Genomic DNA, 14479 nt, shown 5'->3' on the forward strand with positions numbered 1-14479 from the left:
CCGTGTCAAAACGCGTCCGCAGCATTGCGCAGATTTGCCAGACGTCTGGGGGCGACCGATTGCCAGCTGCGTTCAAGCCATTCCTGGACGTGGCGCCAATCGCAATCGGCCCGGTCCAGCCTGATCCCCGCCCATCCGGCAGCGCCGTAATAGGCCGGTTTGTAATAGGTTTCGGGATCGCGTTCGACCAGCGCTGCCAGTTCGTCAGGGCCGTCGGTTTTTACCAGTAAGGCGATCGTATTTTCGCCGTGGTGGCGATCGCTGAAATGGGCAAAATATTTGCCCGACTTGCCGCCGCTTCGCCAGCCCGGCGCACCGTGCGATTCGCGTTCTTCCGCCTCGGGCATCGCCAGTGCCAAAGCGCGCACCCGCCCGAGCAGCCATTCCGCATTGTAAGGTCGCCCGGCATATTCATTCAGCACGCGCGGGTAGAGCTGGTGTTCGGCGATTTTCACGCGCGCGGCGAGCGAGCCCGCCGTATCATCCGCCATAATCACCACTTCGGCCTGTCCCAGAACTTCTCCGGCATCCAGTTCTCCGGTCACTAGATGCACCGATGCACCGCCGTGGCTGTCGCCCGCTTCGATGGCACGCCGGTGCGTTTCCAGCCCGCGATATCTGGGCAGCAATGACGGATGAATGTTCAGCATCCGGCCCTCCCACTCGCGGACAAAATCACCGCCCAGCACGCGCATATATCCCGCCAGCGCGATATGCGTGGCGCCCGATTTGCGGATGGCGGCGTTCATGGCGGCATCATGGCCGGACCTGTCCATGCCTTTGTGCGACAAGGCGAAAGTCGCCGTGCCTTCGGCCTTTGCGAGGGCGATTGCGCCCGCAGAAGGATCATTGCTGGCGACCAGCACTATTTCGTACATCGCACCGGGTTGCCGGCTGGCATAGAGCAGGGCAGCCATGTTGGTCCCGGCTCCCGAAACCATCACCGCAACCCTTGCACGCTCAGCCAAGATGCGTGGCTTTCCAGTCGGATTTGGCCGACCAAGTGCCTGATGAACCGGTTACGGTGCAGCCCTTGTCGCCGGCTTCGATTGTGCCAATCGGCATTGCCGTTTCGCCGCTTCGCGCCAGCATGGCGGTCAGTTCGGCAACGTTGTCGGGGTGCACCGCGAGCACCATGCCGACACCGCAATTGAAGGTCCGCGACATTTCTTCCGGCTCGATATTTCCCTGTCCTTGCAGAAACGCCATAAGTCGCGGCTGCTCCCACTTGTCGGCCTCCACTACCGCGTGGGCACCGGCAGGAAGGATGCGCGGGATATTCTCCAGCAAGCCCCCGCCTGTAATATGCGCCAGCGCATCGACCAGACCGGCGCGGATCGCGGGCAGTAGCAGCTTTACATAAATGCGAGTCGGTTCGATGAGATGGTCGATCAGCAGTTTGTCGGCATCGAACAGCGCGGGACGGCCGAGCCGCCAGCCTTTGTCGTCTGCCAATCGTCTGACCAGCGAATATCCGTTGGAATGCACCCCCGAGCTGGCCAGACCCAGCAGGACATGGCCCGGCGCAACCTTGTCGCCGGTCAATTGCTCGCCGCGTTCGACAGCACCCACGCAAAATCCGGCGAGGTCATAATCGCCCTCACTATACATGCCCGGCATCTCGGCCGTTTCCCCGCCGATCAGCGCGCAGCCCGATTGCAGACAGCCATCGGCAATCCCCGCGACAACCCGCTCGGCCACGCCGTTATCCAGTGCGCCAGTTGCGAAATAGTCCAGAAAAAACAGCGGTTCGGCGCCCTGAACGATCAAATCGTTGACGCACATCGCCACCAGATCGATGCCGACCGTGTCATGCCGGTCATGTTCGATCGCCAGTTTCAGTTTGGTGCCAACCCCGTCGTTCGCGGCCACCAGCAGCGGATCCTTGTAGCCCGCAGCCCTGGGATCGAAAAAGCCGCCAAAGCCGCCCAGTTCCGAAGTTGCACCGGGCCGCGCGGTCGATTTGGCAAGCGGCCCGATCGCTTTTACCAATGCGTTGCCGGCTGCTATCGACACTCCTGCACTCTCGTAAGTGTAGCGTTCGGGCGGAGGATTATTTGAACTCATCTGCCGCTCTTACGCTTTCGCGCTTGGAATTCCACGCTCCTTTGGGCAAAAGGCGGAGCGTTTTCCCCATGACGATGACATTTCACCCCGCCACGCATCCGATGCGCCGCCACATTCCGGCTTTGCTGGTCGCAATTTTGCTGGCCGTGGGCGCCGTGTTTGCGTGGCAATCGCTGGTGGCACAAGTCGCCGGAGAGCGCGGAATCGCGCCGCTCGCTATCACTGCCGATATCGAGGTTGGCGGAATCGAAGTGGATGCCGGCGGGAAAAACTCGGAAGACGCGCGGCAAACCGGCTGGATGGAAGCGCAGCGGGCCGGCTGGAAGAAACTGGGCGGCCCCGAAATCAGTGATAGCCAACTCGAATCGATGGTTTCGGCCATTGTCATAGAAAAAGAACGGATCGGGCCGCGCCGCTATATCGCCACGCTGGGAGTCGTTTTCGACAGCAAGCGGGCAGGGCGTATGCTGGGTACGTCGGGCCGGCGCGAACGGTCCGCCCCGATGTTGCTGCTGCCGGTATTCGAAGCGGGCGGCGCATCGACCATGTTCGAGACGCGCAACCCGTGGCAGAAGGTGTGGGCGGAATATCAGGCGGGCGGCAGTTCCATCGATTACGTCCGTCCTTCGGGTTCGGGCGGCGAATCGCTGCTGCTGACAGCGGGGCAGGTCGGCAGACGCAGCCGGACATGGTGGCGCAACATTCTCGAACAGTTCGATGCGGCCGACGTGCTGATCCCCGTTGCCCATCTCGAACGGCAGTGGCCCGGCGGACCGGTCAAGGGAACTTTCACGGCGCGATATGGGCCTGATAACCGCTATCTCGACAGCTTTACCTTGCAAGCGGCCAACGAAGAAGCGCTGCCAGCCATGCTGGTGAAGGCGCGCGGAATGTTTGACGGTATTTTTGCCGAAGCGCTGGCAGAAGGCGTGCTCAAGCCTGACCCGACGCTCAATCAGGTATCCATCGGCGCTGATCCGGCCATTGCGCGGCTGATCGAACTTGGCCGCCAGATCCAGCGTCAGGACAATGCCGGTACCGCGAGGACCCGCACCAGCGATAGCGTGGTAACGCCCGGCAGCGAAACACCTGCGCCCACCCCGACACCGACCGCATCCGCCGTGAGCGCATATGTGGTGCAGTTTGCGACACCTGACGCGGCCGCCGTCGATGCCAATCTTGCCGGGGTGCGGGGCACGCCGGGTGTGCGCGGCGCCGCCACCAGTTCGATTGCAATTGGCGGCACATCGGTGATGCGGGTAAGCTATTCCGGGACGTTACCGGAACTGGCCGCGGCGCTGCGCGCGCGCGGATTTGCAGTGAATGAAGGCACTACCGGCCTCGGCATAAGTCGCTGATTATGGGCCAGATCGCCCTGCCGCTGGCCAAGGGAGACGCACATCCCGAAAGTATCGTGGTGGGTTCCGCCAATCAGGCTGCAGTAGAGGCTTTGGCACAGCCTGATGGCTGGCCTTACCGGACCGCAATCCTTACCGGACCGTCCCGTTCGGGCAAATCGTTGCTGGCGCGGTGGTTTGCGGCAAATGGCGGCGATGTGATCGACGATGCCGACCATCTGGCGGAAGATGTTCTGTTCCATCGCTGGAACCGCACGCAGCAGGACGGTGTGCCGCTGCTGCTGACCACGCGTGACGAGAGCTGGCAAGTTGCGCTGCCGGACCTGCGTTCGCGGCTGGGGGCTGCGTTACACCTGTCGATCAGCGTGCCGGATGACGAGATGGTGGGCGCGCTGATCGAAGCGCATGCTGCCCACCGCGGGCTGGCGCTGGGTGATGGTGCCCGCGCCTATCTCACTCCCAGGGCGGAACGCGGTTTTTCCGCAATCGAATCGCTGGTGGCGGCGATCGACCGGATCAGCCTTGAACGCAAAGTGCCCGCCACGATGTCTGTCTGGCGTGACGCATTGGAAGCGGTGCAAGGCCCGGCCCAACCAAAACTACTGTGACCGCGGCTTGCCTTGCCGGCCATTTGGTGAAAGAATCGCTCTATGTTTAGCCGTTTGACAACTTATCTGGACTCGATCCAGGCGCGCGATCCGGCCCCGCGGTCCCGCGCGGAAATCATGCTGTATCCGGGCGTGTGGGCCATGGGTCTGCACCGCTTCGCGCATTGGCTGTTTGGCGGCAGGCTGTATTTCCTTGCCCGGCTGGTCAACCATTTCAGCCGGTTTCTGACCGGGATCGATATTCATCCCGGCGCGAAGATCGGCCGCCGCCTGTTTATCGACCACGGTTTTACCGTGATCGGCGAAACTGCCGAAATCGGTAATGATGTAACGATTTACCAGTGTGTGACGCTGGGCGGGACCAACCCGACCAACGGTGTCCCCGGCAAGCGGCATCCGACTTTGAATGATGGTGTGATTGTCGGTTCGGGCGCGCAAATACTGGGGCCGATAACGGTCGGGGAACGGGCGCGTATCGGCGCAAATGCCGTGGTGACGGACGATGTGCCCGAAGGCGCAACCATGGTCGGCATGAAAGCCCGCTCTACGCTGGTGCCGGTCGAAACATGGATCCGCGAATTCATTCCTTACGGCACGCCGTGTGATGATCCGTGCGAGCCGGGCAATGCCAAGGTCGTTGAGCTGGAAGAACGGCTGGCGCAGCTGTCGGCCGAGATTGAAGGTTTGCGGATGGCGCAGATCCCGCCGCCCGCCGATACGGATGGCAAGCGCAGCGGAACCAAGGACTGATGGCGGCAATCCCCGCCGGCCGTGTCATTCCGTTTCCGCAAAAGGGTGCGTTGCAGGTCGGATTCGAGCGTGCCGAGCTACAGAAAATTCTCGACCTTTATGGCCGGATGGTCGCCTCGGGCGAATGGCGCGATTATGCGATGGATTTCACGAAGGATTTTGCCAGCTTTAGTGCCTTTCGCCGCGCCGCGGAAAAACCGCAGGCCCGGGTGGAAAAGCGCCCGTCACTGCGTAACAAGCAAGGTATGTGGACGCTGTTTGGCGAACACGGCCAGGTGCTGAAACGCGGGCATGAACTGGCCGGGGTGCTGGCACCGATGGAGCGGCGACTGGTAAAAGCGGTCGAGGGTTAGGGCTGCTCGCGAGGCATTTTTGCCAGTTCACGGCTTTAACGTTGACTGACTTTGCGGAAATCCTGACAAAGCAGAACGATCAGTATTGACGGAATCCAGGCTTAATGACTAATCCGCCGAAAATCGCAAAATCGGGCGTCGAAACATGCGTCGGCGCGCTTCAGATATGGGGCGCATTTTTTTTGCTCACAGCCGTCGCGCAGATTGCATTTCCCGGTTCGGCGCACACGTGGCTGATTGTTGTTCTGGCCGGTATTCTTGCTTTAGGTGCGATTGCCTACCGCTGGGTAAGCAATGTTGGCGGGCGAAAAGAATTGGCGAATTCGGCATTTGTCGCCGTTGCGATATTTATCGCGATCGATGTCGGGGTGGCCTTGACAGAGTAACCGGGGGGCGGCGCAAACTTCGCCCAAAAGTCTGATTGATTGTTGGCTGGTTGCGAGGCATCAGCGCCAGAATGGATATTCTTCAACTTTTATCGGACCCGGCAGCCTGGCTTGCCCTGCTGACTCTCATCGCGCTCGAGATAGTTCTCGGCATAGACAACCTCATTTTCATTGCGATCCTGTCCAACAAATTGCCGGTCCATCAGCAAGCCAAAGCGCGGCGGATCGGGCTATCGCTGGCACTTGTGATGCGCATCGGTCTGCTCATGGTAATCGGCTGGATCGTGACGTTGCAAACCCCGCTATTCGATTTGGGCCTGGAGGGTGCGCCGAACGAGTATGGCGCGGCCAGCTTCGAAACCGCTTTTTCCGGGCGAGATCTGATCTTGCTGGCCGGGGGATTGTTTCTTCTTTGGAAGGCAACGAAAGAAATCCACCATTCGATGGAGCCTGAAGATGATTCGGGTGAATTGCTGGACAAGACCCCGGGAATCGCATCAGCAGCGACCGCCACCTTCGGCACAGTAATCGTGCAGATCATTGCGATTGATCTGGTCTTTTCAATCGATTCCATCCTGACGGCAGTGGGCATGACAGATCACATACCCATCATGGTGGCAGCCGTGGTTATCACAGTCGGTGTGATGATGTTGGCCGCTGATCCGCTGGCCAAGTTCATTGAAAAAAATCCCACGCTGGTCATGCTGGCGCTTGCCTTCCTGGTCATGATCGGGCTCGTGTTGATCGCCGACGGTCTCGGTTTCCATGTTCCGAAAGGGTATATCTACGCCGCCATGGGTTTTTCGGTAGGGGTGGAGATACTCAATGTGGTGCAACGAAACCGGAGGATGAAAAAGAAACGGGAAGCAAGCCTGATCTTGGCTGAGTAACCGGACTGGCAGCTTCCCTCCCAATGCTGGACACCGGAGCAGTTTTATCGGTCGTTCGTGTCCGCAGCCCCTTGCCCCAAACGAAAACCGCCCCTTCTGCAGTTACAGAAGGAGCGGTCTATGTGTCAGGGCTGGTTTGCCGGCGATAGGTCCAGCAAGGTTAACCCCGGGCTGAGGACGGCGCGCCGCCTTCACCGACAACCTTCTGCATGGCCTTCAGGATTGCGCCCGATTGTTCCGCGCCCGATTGCGGGGCGATCAGATTGCTCTGCTCCGAAATCTTGTCCCAATTGGCGGCGAAGCCCTCGACCGTGCGGTCTTCTTCTTTAAGCCATACGGCATCGTTCATCGTGACCCATGCCGAATGGAAGCCGCCTGCGCCCGCGCCGACGATGGCGTTGGACGGGGCATCTTCGCTGACAAGGAAGAGTGCGGCGGGTGCCACGTTTTCAGGCGAGAACAACTTGAATGCTTCGGGCGGGAACAGGTCTTCGGTCATCCGCGTGCCGGCAACCGGCGATAGCGAGTTGCATTTGATGTTGTATTTCGCACCTTCGAGATGAAGCGTCTTGGTCAGTCCGGCAAGGCCCAGCTTGGCCGCGCCGTAATTGGCCTGACCGAAATTGCCGAACAGGCCGGTGGAACTGGAAGTCATCAGGATGCGGCCATAGGCCTGCTCGCGGAAGGTTTCCCAGCATGCCTTTGTTGCATAGGCGCTGCCCAGCAGATGAACGCGGACGACGAATTCGAAGTCTTCCGGGCTCATCTTGGCGAAGCTCTTGTCGCGCAGCACGCCGGCATTGTTGATCAGCACGTGCACGCCGCCCCATTTCTGCTTGGCATCGGCAACCATCTTTTCCATCTGGTCATATTCGGTGACCGATGCGCCATTGGCGATCGCTTCGCCGCCGGCCTTTTCAATTTCTTCGACGACCTGTGCGGAGGCATCGGATGTGCCCGTACCATCGCGCGAACCACCCAGATCGTTCACCACGACCTTCGCGCCGCGGCGTGCGAGTTCAAGCGCATATTCGCGGCCCAAGCCGCCGCCTGCACCCGTAACGATGGCAACGCGGTCCTTGAATGAAATGGTCATAGAAAGTCTCCGTATGAAGGCCGCTGGCGTTCTGTCCTGCCAGGCCGGTTGTTGGCACAAGTTGTTGCGGCAAATGGCAGGTTTGCGGCGGGCTTTCAACCGCGCTGCGACAACGGCACGGGCAGGCTCGCATGCCGTAGCGACAGTTGCAGTCGTGCTTGTCACATAGCTGTCATTTTACCGCCATAGGGGCAGCGTCACACACAAAACGAATCGGATCCGGCAGCCTTATGAACAAATCTATCCGCATTTCCGCATTTGCCGCTGCTGCGGCGCTTGGCTGGGCCGCGCCCGCGCAAGCACAGTCCGCATCCGGCGCCGAGGCCCTGCGTGCCGAAATGACGGCGATGCGCGAACAAATGGCTGCGATGGCTGCCAAGATCGATGCCTTGGAAGGCGAGTTGGATGCAACGCAAGTCAAGGCCGAGCAAGCGACCCTGGCCGCCACTTCTGCCACCCAGGCAGCGGCAACAGCCAGCGAGGCACGCAGCGATGTCAAGGTGGCCGAACTGAAAGGCAGCGGCGGGTGGAGTTTCAAACCGTTTGGCCGCCTGATGATCGATGCCGGAACGGTCAACGCACCCGATTCGATCGCCGACCCCGGTCTCGGGTTCGCCAATGAAATCCGCCGTGCGCGGATCGGCGTTGCCGGCGATATCGGCGGCGGGTTCGGATACAAGACCGAGATCGAACTGGCCGACAATGTTACCGAAATCACCGACGCCATCATCACTTATGATGATGGCGGCGCCACGATAACAGTGGGCCAGCACAACAATTTCCAGTCACTGGAAGAACTGACCTCGAGCCGCTTCATCAGTTTCATGGAACGTGCCGCCTTTACCGATGCATTCGGTTTTGCGCGCCGGGTTGGTCTGAGCGGACAGTACACATCGGGCGATGCGACCATCCAGGCGGGCGTGTTCACCGACAATATCGATGATCTTTCGAGTGATGAAAACAACAGCTACAGCCTCGATGGCCGGTTGGTTTTTGCGCCTGAAATGGGCGACACCCAGCTTCACTTCGGCGCTTCGGCGCATTACCGCGATCTCAATGATGCGGCGACTTCGGTTCGTTACCGCCAGCGGCCTTCGGTCCATTTCACCGACACCCGCTTCATCGATACCCGCAATATCGGTGCGACCGGCGAGACCGGTTTGGGTCTTGAAGGCGCGGTGATCGCCGGGCCGTTCCACGCGCAGGCGGAGGGTTATTGGCAAACGGTCAACCGGCCCGGGCTCGAAAACCCGACATTCTTCGGCGGTGCGGTGGAAGCGGGCGTGTATCTGACCAAGGGCGACACGCGCGGTTACAAGGGTAACAAGTTTGACCGAAACAAGCCGAAAAATCCGGTAGGCAGCGGCGGTATGGGCGCTGTGCAACTGAATGTGCGCTATGATTATCTTGATCTGGTCGATGCGGGCATAGTTGGCGGAATACAGAATGCCTATGCTGCATCGCTGGTTTGGTCGCCGACAGCCAACACCCGCTTCACTGCCAATTACACGCGCAATGAATATGATATGGCGAATATCGCTGCCGGGCTGGACCGCAATTACAATGTGGATGCTTTCGCCGTGCGCGCAGGATTTGATTTCTAGGCTGCGGGCCTAAAGTCTCTCCAGCGTCGCGATCAGGGCGTCGAAGCCCGTAATCACCGCATCGGCGCCCAATTCGTGTGGCGGTTTGTCGCAATAGCCATACGCGGCCGCGACCGAAGGAACGCCGGCGGCTTTGGCTGCGGCAATATCATATGTGCTGTCACCGATGAAAACGGTGCGCCCGCCGCCAAGCCGCTGCATCATTTCGATAATCGGGTCGGGCTCGGGCTTTGCGCGGCTCTTGCCTGCCGCATCCTTGCCCAGCGTGTCGCCGCCAATGATTGTCTCGAACCGGGTATCCAGCCCGAGCCGGGCGAGAATATCAGTCGCGAAACTTTCGAATTTATTGGTGACGACGGCCATTTTCACACCGCGTTGGTCCAGCGCGTCAATGGCTTCCACAACACCGGGGTAGGGCCGGGTGTGCACCGCGCTGTTTGCGCCGTAAAATGTCAGCAAGGCTTTATATAGCGGGCGGAATTCATCGTCGGAAATACCGCCGGTATCGTCCAGCGCCTGTTTCAGCATGATTTTCGCGCCGCCGCCGATCAGGCTTTCAATCCGGGCAACCGGCACTTCGGGCCGACCGGCGAGATTTAGCGCGTGATTGACCGCTGCGCCCAGATCCTGATGCGTATCCAGCAACGTGCCGTCCAGATCGAAGCCGACAATATCGAAGCGAAATTTGTCCATAATCACAGTCAGTGCATGGCGGTTCTGGAACTTGCAACAAATTGGTGGCAATGGCTTTGGTCATGACTGCAACAAAACACGCAATCGCTTCGATCATCCTTGCGGCCGGTAAAGGCACGCGGATGAAAAGCGACCTTCACAAGGTGCTGCATCCTGTGGCGGGACGCCCCATGCTCGACCATCTGCTGGCCAGCGTGGATGCGCTGGAACCGGCGCGGCAGGTGGTAATTGTGGGCAGTGGTCGCGACCAGCTCGAATCTGCGCTGGATGGCCGCGCCGAACTGGCCTTGCAGGAGCCGCAGCTGGGCACCGGCCACGCAGTCCAGCAGGCACAGGATGCGCTGGGCGATTTCGACGGCGATGTGCTGATCCTTTACGGCGATGTGCCGTTTGTGCGTCCTCAAACGATGCAACGGATGCTGGACAGGCTGCATCGTGATGACACGCCGGCGGTTGTCGTACTTGGTTTCGAACCGGCGGACACCTTGCAGTATGGCCGGGTGCTTACGGATGGCGACCGGATCACAAAGATGGTCGAACACAAGGACGCATCCGAAGAAGAGCGCGGCTGCGGCCTGTGCAATTCTGGCCTGATGGCAGTCAGGGCAAAAGATCTGTTCGCACTGCTCAGCCGCGTGGGCAATGAAAACAGCCAGGGCGAATATTACCTGGTCGATATCGTCAACGTTGCAAATGCCGACGGGCGCATGTGCGCGGCGGTAACGACGGATGACGAAACCGAGGTGGCAGGCATCAACAGCCGCGCCGAACTGGCCGAGGCGGAGCGCGTGTGGCAACAATACCGCCGCGACGAGGCTATGGCCGAAGGCGCGACACTGAAAGCGCCCGAGACGGTGTTTTTCAGCTGGGATACGAAGCTGGGGCGCGATGTTGTGATCGAACCCAATGTGGTGTTCGGTCCAGGCGTCACGGTGGCCGATAATGTGTTGATCAAAGCGTTCAGCCATCTGGAGGGCGCGACACTGGGCGAGCAGGTTGAAGTTGGCCCTTACGCGCGCTTGCGGCCCGGGGCAGCGCTCGAAAAAGGCGCAAAGATCGGTAATTTTGTCGAAATCAAGAATGCCACCCTGGGCGAGGGTGCAAAGGCCAATCATCTGGCCTATCTCGGCGATGCGGAAATCGGCGCGGGGGCAAACATCGGCGCGGGTACGATTACCTGCAATTATGACGGTTATTTCAAACATCGCACGATTATCGGCGAACGCGCCTTTATCGGCAGCAACAGCGCGCTGATCGCGCCGCTTAAAATCGGGGCCGATGCGATTGTCGGCGCTGGCAGCGCGGTCAGCCGCGATGTTGCGGATGGCGAATTGCGGATGGTGCGCGGCGAGCAACTGGTCAAACCAGGCTGGGCTGACAGCTTCCACGATGCCATGCGCAAGAAAAAGGCCGCGGCCAGGAAATGATCCTGCGTCAAGCAGTGGTCGTCATCAGCTTGCTCTCGGCGCTACCGGGCTGTGGGGCAAGCGGTGGCAGCGACCACACTGCGCGGAGCGATTCGGCTGCGCCCGCGAGAGCAGATGTCGGCGCGGCAAGTCAGGCCGTTACGGACGCCTATAATCAGACAACGTCGGATGCCGCAGGCCCACAGCCGGAATGCGCCGGCAAATCAGCCACTGCCTTTTCCTGCCGCGTCAGCGGGGGCAAGCAATTGTCGGTGTGTGTTGCGGGCGATCCCGCAGTGGCACAATACAGGTTTGGTGCACCAAGGGCACCGGGTGCACCGGGAGCACAGGGAGAAATGGGTGCTGCGCGCGATCCGGCTCAGCTGGTGCTGGTTAGCGGACCAGGCGGCGGCAGGCCTGTCACATCGCGCGCAGCCTATTCGGGCGGGGGAGAAGCGCAGATCCGGTTTGCCAATGGCGGGACGGGATATGTCGTTTTCAGCCGCATCATCCGCACACGCTTTGATGGCGAGGGTAACGAACCGGCGTTTTCAGCCGGAGTGATGATTGAAACCGGCGGTGATCTGGTTTCCGAAATTTTCTGTGTTGATCCCGCTGATGCAGAGCTGGATATTAAAATGCTTGAAGAATTTACCCTTCAGGATGACGAGGAATTTTTCGTGCCGATGCGGCTGATCAACAGATAAAGCAAAACCGGATTGACATGATATCATTGGATGATATCACTGCGGCCATGCGGACGCTGGTCGAAATTCCTGATGACGACATCAAATGGCTTGACCGGCAAGCGGAGGAGCGCGGTATTTCGCGCACGGCCATGGTGCGTGAAGCGGTCGCTCAAATGCGTAGCGGGACGTCGCAAAAGGCTGTCGATGATTTCTTCGGCATGTGGCGTGACCGGTCCGACGTGGGCGACGGGGCCTGCTTCCAGCGCCGTATCCGGTCTGGTGATGCGCAATGAATGCGGCCATTTTCGACAGCGCCATTCTGGTTGATGCGCTGGTCGGCCTGTCCACCGCGCGGACCGAAATTGTCCGCACCCCCGAACGCTGGATAACGCGGCTGGGTTGGACCGAAATCCTTGCGGGGGCCAGCGGCGATGCGGAGCGTGTGGAACAGTTTCTCGATCATTTCAAAGTCGCCGAATTGAGCGAGGACATTGCGAGGCGCGGCGCATCGCTGCGCGAACAGCGCGCCAATCTGGCGCTGGCCGATGCGATCACGCTTGCGACGGCGCAAATAACCGGGCGCATCCTTGTAACCCGCAACGCCAACGCTTTTCCGGCTGAAATGCCCGGAATTCGCATACCCTATACTCTCTGACTGAAGGCCAAATCCATGTGCGGAATTATCGGAATTGTCGGTACGGAGCCGGTAGCAGACAGGTTGGTGGACGGTCTTCGGCGGATGGAATATCGCGGCTATGACAGTGCGGGTATTTGCACGTTGGATGGGGGCAAGCTCATCCGCCGCCGGGCCGAGGGGAAACTCGCCAATCTTGTCACCGAGCTTGCGGCAAATCCGGCGACTGGAGAAGTCGGCATCGCGCACACCCGGTGGGCGACGCATGGCGCGCCCACTGCCAGCAACGCGCACCCGCACGCCACCGATCATCTGGCACTCGTCCACAATGGCATAATCGAGAATTTCAAGAGCCTGCGCGAAGGGTTGCAGGCACGCGGCAAGATTTTCGAAAGCGAAACCGACAGCGAAGTCGTGGCTCACCTGATTTCCGAACAGGTCGAGGGCGGCGCTTCTCCGCAAGAGGCGCTGAAGACCGTGCTGCCGCAGCTGCGCGGCGCATTTGCGCTGGCAATCGCGTTCAAAAGCCACCCAGACATGATTATCGGCGCACGTCTGGGATCGCCGCTGGTCGTGGGTTACGGCGATGGTGAGACATATCTGGGTTCGGATGCGCTCGCGCTTGCCCCGCTTACGCAGCAGATTACCTACCTGGAAGAAGGTGACTGGGTGGTGATCCGGCGTGACGGGGCGGAAATATTCAATTCCGAGAACGAACCCGTCGTTCGCGATATCGTCGCATCGGGTGCATCGGCAGCGGCGGTTGAAAAAGGCCCCTACCGTCATTTCATGCAGAAAGAGATTTTCGAACAGCCGACAGTGGTCGCCCAGACGCTGAATTCCTACGTCCGCCAGAGCGACCGCAGCGTGGCGTTGCCACAGATGGACTTCGATCTGTCGGAGATCAAACGGATCACGATCGTCGCCTGCGGAACAAGCTATTATGCCGGACTGGTTGCGAAATACTGGTTCGAACAGTTTGCCCGCGTACCCGTTGATATCGATGTGGCGAGCGAGTTTCGCTACCGCGATCCGGTGCTGGAGCCGGGCGGTCTGGCCCTGTTCATTTCTCAAAGCGGCGAAACCGCCGATACGCTGGCGGCGCTGCGTCATTGCAAGGAAAACGGGCAAACGATTGCGGTCGTGGTCAATGTTCCGACCAGTTCGATGGCGCGGGAGGCAGATTTGCTGTTGCCGACCCATGCCGGCCCGGAAATCGGCGTGGCATCGACCAAAGCGTTTACTTGCCAGTTGGCCGTGCTGGCTGCTTTGGCTGCACATCTGGCGGTGCGCCGTGGCCGGATGGACCGCACCGAAGAAGCCGAAGTGGTGAAACATCTGGTCGAAGCACCCGCAGCGCTGAACGCCGCGCTTGATCACGATGACGATATCGCCGCCATGGCGCATCTGATCGCGCCCGCGCGCGACGTGCTGTATCTGGGGCGGGGGCCGGATTATCCGTTGGCAATGGAAGGCGCGCTGAAGCTCAAGGAAATCAGTTATATCCATGCCGAAGGATATGCTTCGGGCGAAATGAAACATGGCCCGATCGCGCTGATCGACGAGAATGTTCCCGTCATCGTGCTGGCCCCGTCCGGACCGTTGTTTGAAAAAACCGTTTCCAATATGCAGGAAGTCCGCGCCCGCGGAGGAAAGATTGTTCTGATCTCGGATGCGGAAGGGCTGGAGGAAGCTGGCGAGGGCTGCATGGCAACCATCGAAATGCCAAAGGTTCATCCGCTCATCGCGCCGCTGGTTTACGCAGTACCGGTGCAATTGCTCGCTTACCATGTTGCAGTTGCCAAAGGGACCGATGTCGATCAGCCGCGAAACCTGGCGAAATCGGTTACCGTGGAATAACTTGCAGCGATGCCGGGCGTCGCGGTATTTACCCGAGCGGGATAACTTCAGCCACGTGTTTTTACCTGTAAACATTGGTAAATTA

Annotated in this window: 16 protein-coding genes; 12 read left to right on the forward strand and 4 right to left on the reverse strand. The window is 59.9% G+C overall.

From position 1 onward, the window contains the following. Positions 1-5: 5 nt before the first annotated feature. Together purN and purM are read right to left on the reverse strand one after the other, a co-directional pair. Complete coding sequence (gene purN / locus WFP06_RS04090; RefSeq protein WP_336985969.1) at positions 6-968, reverse strand: phosphoribosylglycinamide formyltransferase; 963 nt, start codon at positions 966-968, stop codon at positions 6-8. Next, positions 961-2067 (reverse strand): phosphoribosylformylglycinamidine cyclo-ligase, encoded by a 1107-nt coding sequence (gene purM, locus WFP06_RS04095; RefSeq protein WP_336985970.1) that lies wholly within the window; start codon positions 2065-2067, stop codon positions 961-963. The genes purN and purM overlap by 8 nt, the downstream gene beginning before the upstream one ends. 68 nt (positions 2068-2135) lie before the next feature. On the opposite strand from purM, the gene WFP06_RS04100 reads away from it, so the two are divergent. The 6 genes from WFP06_RS04100 to WFP06_RS04125 all read left to right on the forward strand — a co-directional run bounded on the left by WFP06_RS04100 (position 2136) and on the right by WFP06_RS04125 (position 6412). Continuing rightward, a complete protein-coding gene (locus WFP06_RS04100; protein WP_336985971.1) occupies positions 2136-3425 on the forward strand; it encodes a heavy-metal-associated domain-containing protein in 1290 nt (429 codons plus the stop codon). Positions 3426-3427: 2 nt separating this feature from the next. Continuing rightward, positions 3428-4033: a P-loop NTPase family protein gene (locus tag WFP06_RS04105; protein ID WP_336985972.1), complete on the forward strand. Its 606-nt coding sequence runs from the start codon at positions 3428-3430 to the stop codon at positions 4031-4033. Positions 4034-4075: 42 nt separating this feature from the next. After that, positions 4076-4783: a serine O-acetyltransferase EpsC gene (gene epsC, locus WFP06_RS04110; RefSeq protein WP_336985973.1), complete on the forward strand. Its 708-nt coding sequence runs from the start codon at positions 4076-4078 to the stop codon at positions 4781-4783. Continuing rightward, on the forward strand, positions 4783-5136 hold the full coding sequence (locus WFP06_RS04115; RefSeq protein WP_336985974.1) for a DUF2794 domain-containing protein: 354 nt from the start codon (positions 4783-4785) through the stop codon (positions 5134-5136). Before epsC ends, WFP06_RS04115 begins: the two co-directional genes overlap by 1 nt. A gap of 104 nt (positions 5137-5240) precedes the next feature. Beyond that, positions 5241-5522, forward strand: coding sequence for a hypothetical protein (locus tag WFP06_RS04120; RefSeq protein ID WP_336985975.1), 282 nt, complete (start codon positions 5241-5243; stop codon positions 5520-5522). Between the two features lie 71 nt (positions 5523-5593). Further along, a complete protein-coding gene (locus WFP06_RS04125; RefSeq protein ID WP_336985976.1) occupies positions 5594-6412 on the forward strand; it encodes a TerC family protein in 819 nt (272 codons plus the stop codon). A 160-nt stretch (positions 6413-6572) separates the two neighbouring features. Here WFP06_RS04125 and WFP06_RS04130 read toward each other — a convergent pair whose 3' ends face one another. Continuing rightward, on the reverse strand, positions 6573-7508 hold the full coding sequence (locus WFP06_RS04130) for an SDR family NAD(P)-dependent oxidoreductase (protein WP_336985977.1): 936 nt from the start codon (positions 7506-7508) through the stop codon (positions 6573-6575). Positions 7509-7738: 230 nt separating this feature from the next. Between WFP06_RS04130 and WFP06_RS04135 the strand changes: the two genes are divergently transcribed. After that, the gene (locus WFP06_RS04135) at positions 7739-9112 is read left to right on the forward strand and encodes an OprO/OprP family phosphate-selective porin (RefSeq protein WP_336985978.1); all 1374 of its coding nucleotides are present in this window, start codon (positions 7739-7741) and stop codon (positions 9110-9112) included. A gap of 9 nt (positions 9113-9121) precedes the next feature. Here the strand turns inward: WFP06_RS04135 and WFP06_RS04140 are convergent, their stop codons facing one another. Further along, positions 9122-9805 carry an HAD-IA family hydrolase gene (locus WFP06_RS04140; protein WP_336985979.1) on the reverse strand — a complete coding sequence of 228 codons (684 nt, stop codon included), beginning with the start codon at positions 9803-9805 and terminating at the stop codon, positions 9122-9124. 62 nt (positions 9806-9867) lie between these two features. On the opposite strand from WFP06_RS04140, the gene glmU reads away from it, so the two are divergent. The 5 genes from glmU to glmS are packed head-to-tail and all read left to right on the forward strand — an operon-like array spanning position 9868 to position 14394. Then, on the forward strand, positions 9868-11232 hold the full coding sequence (gene glmU / locus WFP06_RS04145; RefSeq protein WP_336985980.1) for a bifunctional UDP-N-acetylglucosamine diphosphorylase/glucosamine-1-phosphate N-acetyltransferase GlmU: 1365 nt from the start codon (positions 9868-9870) through the stop codon (positions 11230-11232). Continuing rightward, positions 11229-11918 carry a hypothetical protein gene (locus WFP06_RS04150; protein ID WP_336985981.1) on the forward strand — a complete coding sequence of 230 codons (690 nt, stop codon included), beginning with the start codon at positions 11229-11231 and terminating at the stop codon, positions 11916-11918. Before glmU ends, WFP06_RS04150 begins: the two co-directional genes overlap by 4 nt. Positions 11919-11935: 17 nt before the next feature. Next, positions 11936-12193: a ribbon-helix-helix domain-containing protein gene (locus WFP06_RS04155; protein WP_336985982.1), complete on the forward strand. Its 258-nt coding sequence runs from the start codon at positions 11936-11938 to the stop codon at positions 12191-12193. Continuing rightward, positions 12190-12555 carry a PIN domain-containing protein gene (locus tag WFP06_RS04160; RefSeq protein WP_336985983.1) on the forward strand — a complete coding sequence of 122 codons (366 nt, stop codon included), beginning with the start codon at positions 12190-12192 and terminating at the stop codon, positions 12553-12555. Before WFP06_RS04155 ends, WFP06_RS04160 begins: the two co-directional genes overlap by 4 nt. Positions 12556-12570: 15 nt before the next feature. Next, positions 12571-14394 carry a glutamine--fructose-6-phosphate transaminase (isomerizing) gene (glmS, locus tag WFP06_RS04165; RefSeq protein WP_336985984.1) on the forward strand — a complete coding sequence of 608 codons (1824 nt, stop codon included), beginning with the start codon at positions 12571-12573 and terminating at the stop codon, positions 14392-14394. The last annotated feature ends 85 nt before the right edge of the window (positions 14395-14479 follow it).

The organism is Altererythrobacter aquiaggeris, from assembly GCF_037154015.1.
Taxonomy (GTDB): Bacteria; Pseudomonadota; Alphaproteobacteria; order Sphingomonadales; family Sphingomonadaceae; genus Aestuarierythrobacter; species Aestuarierythrobacter aquiaggeris.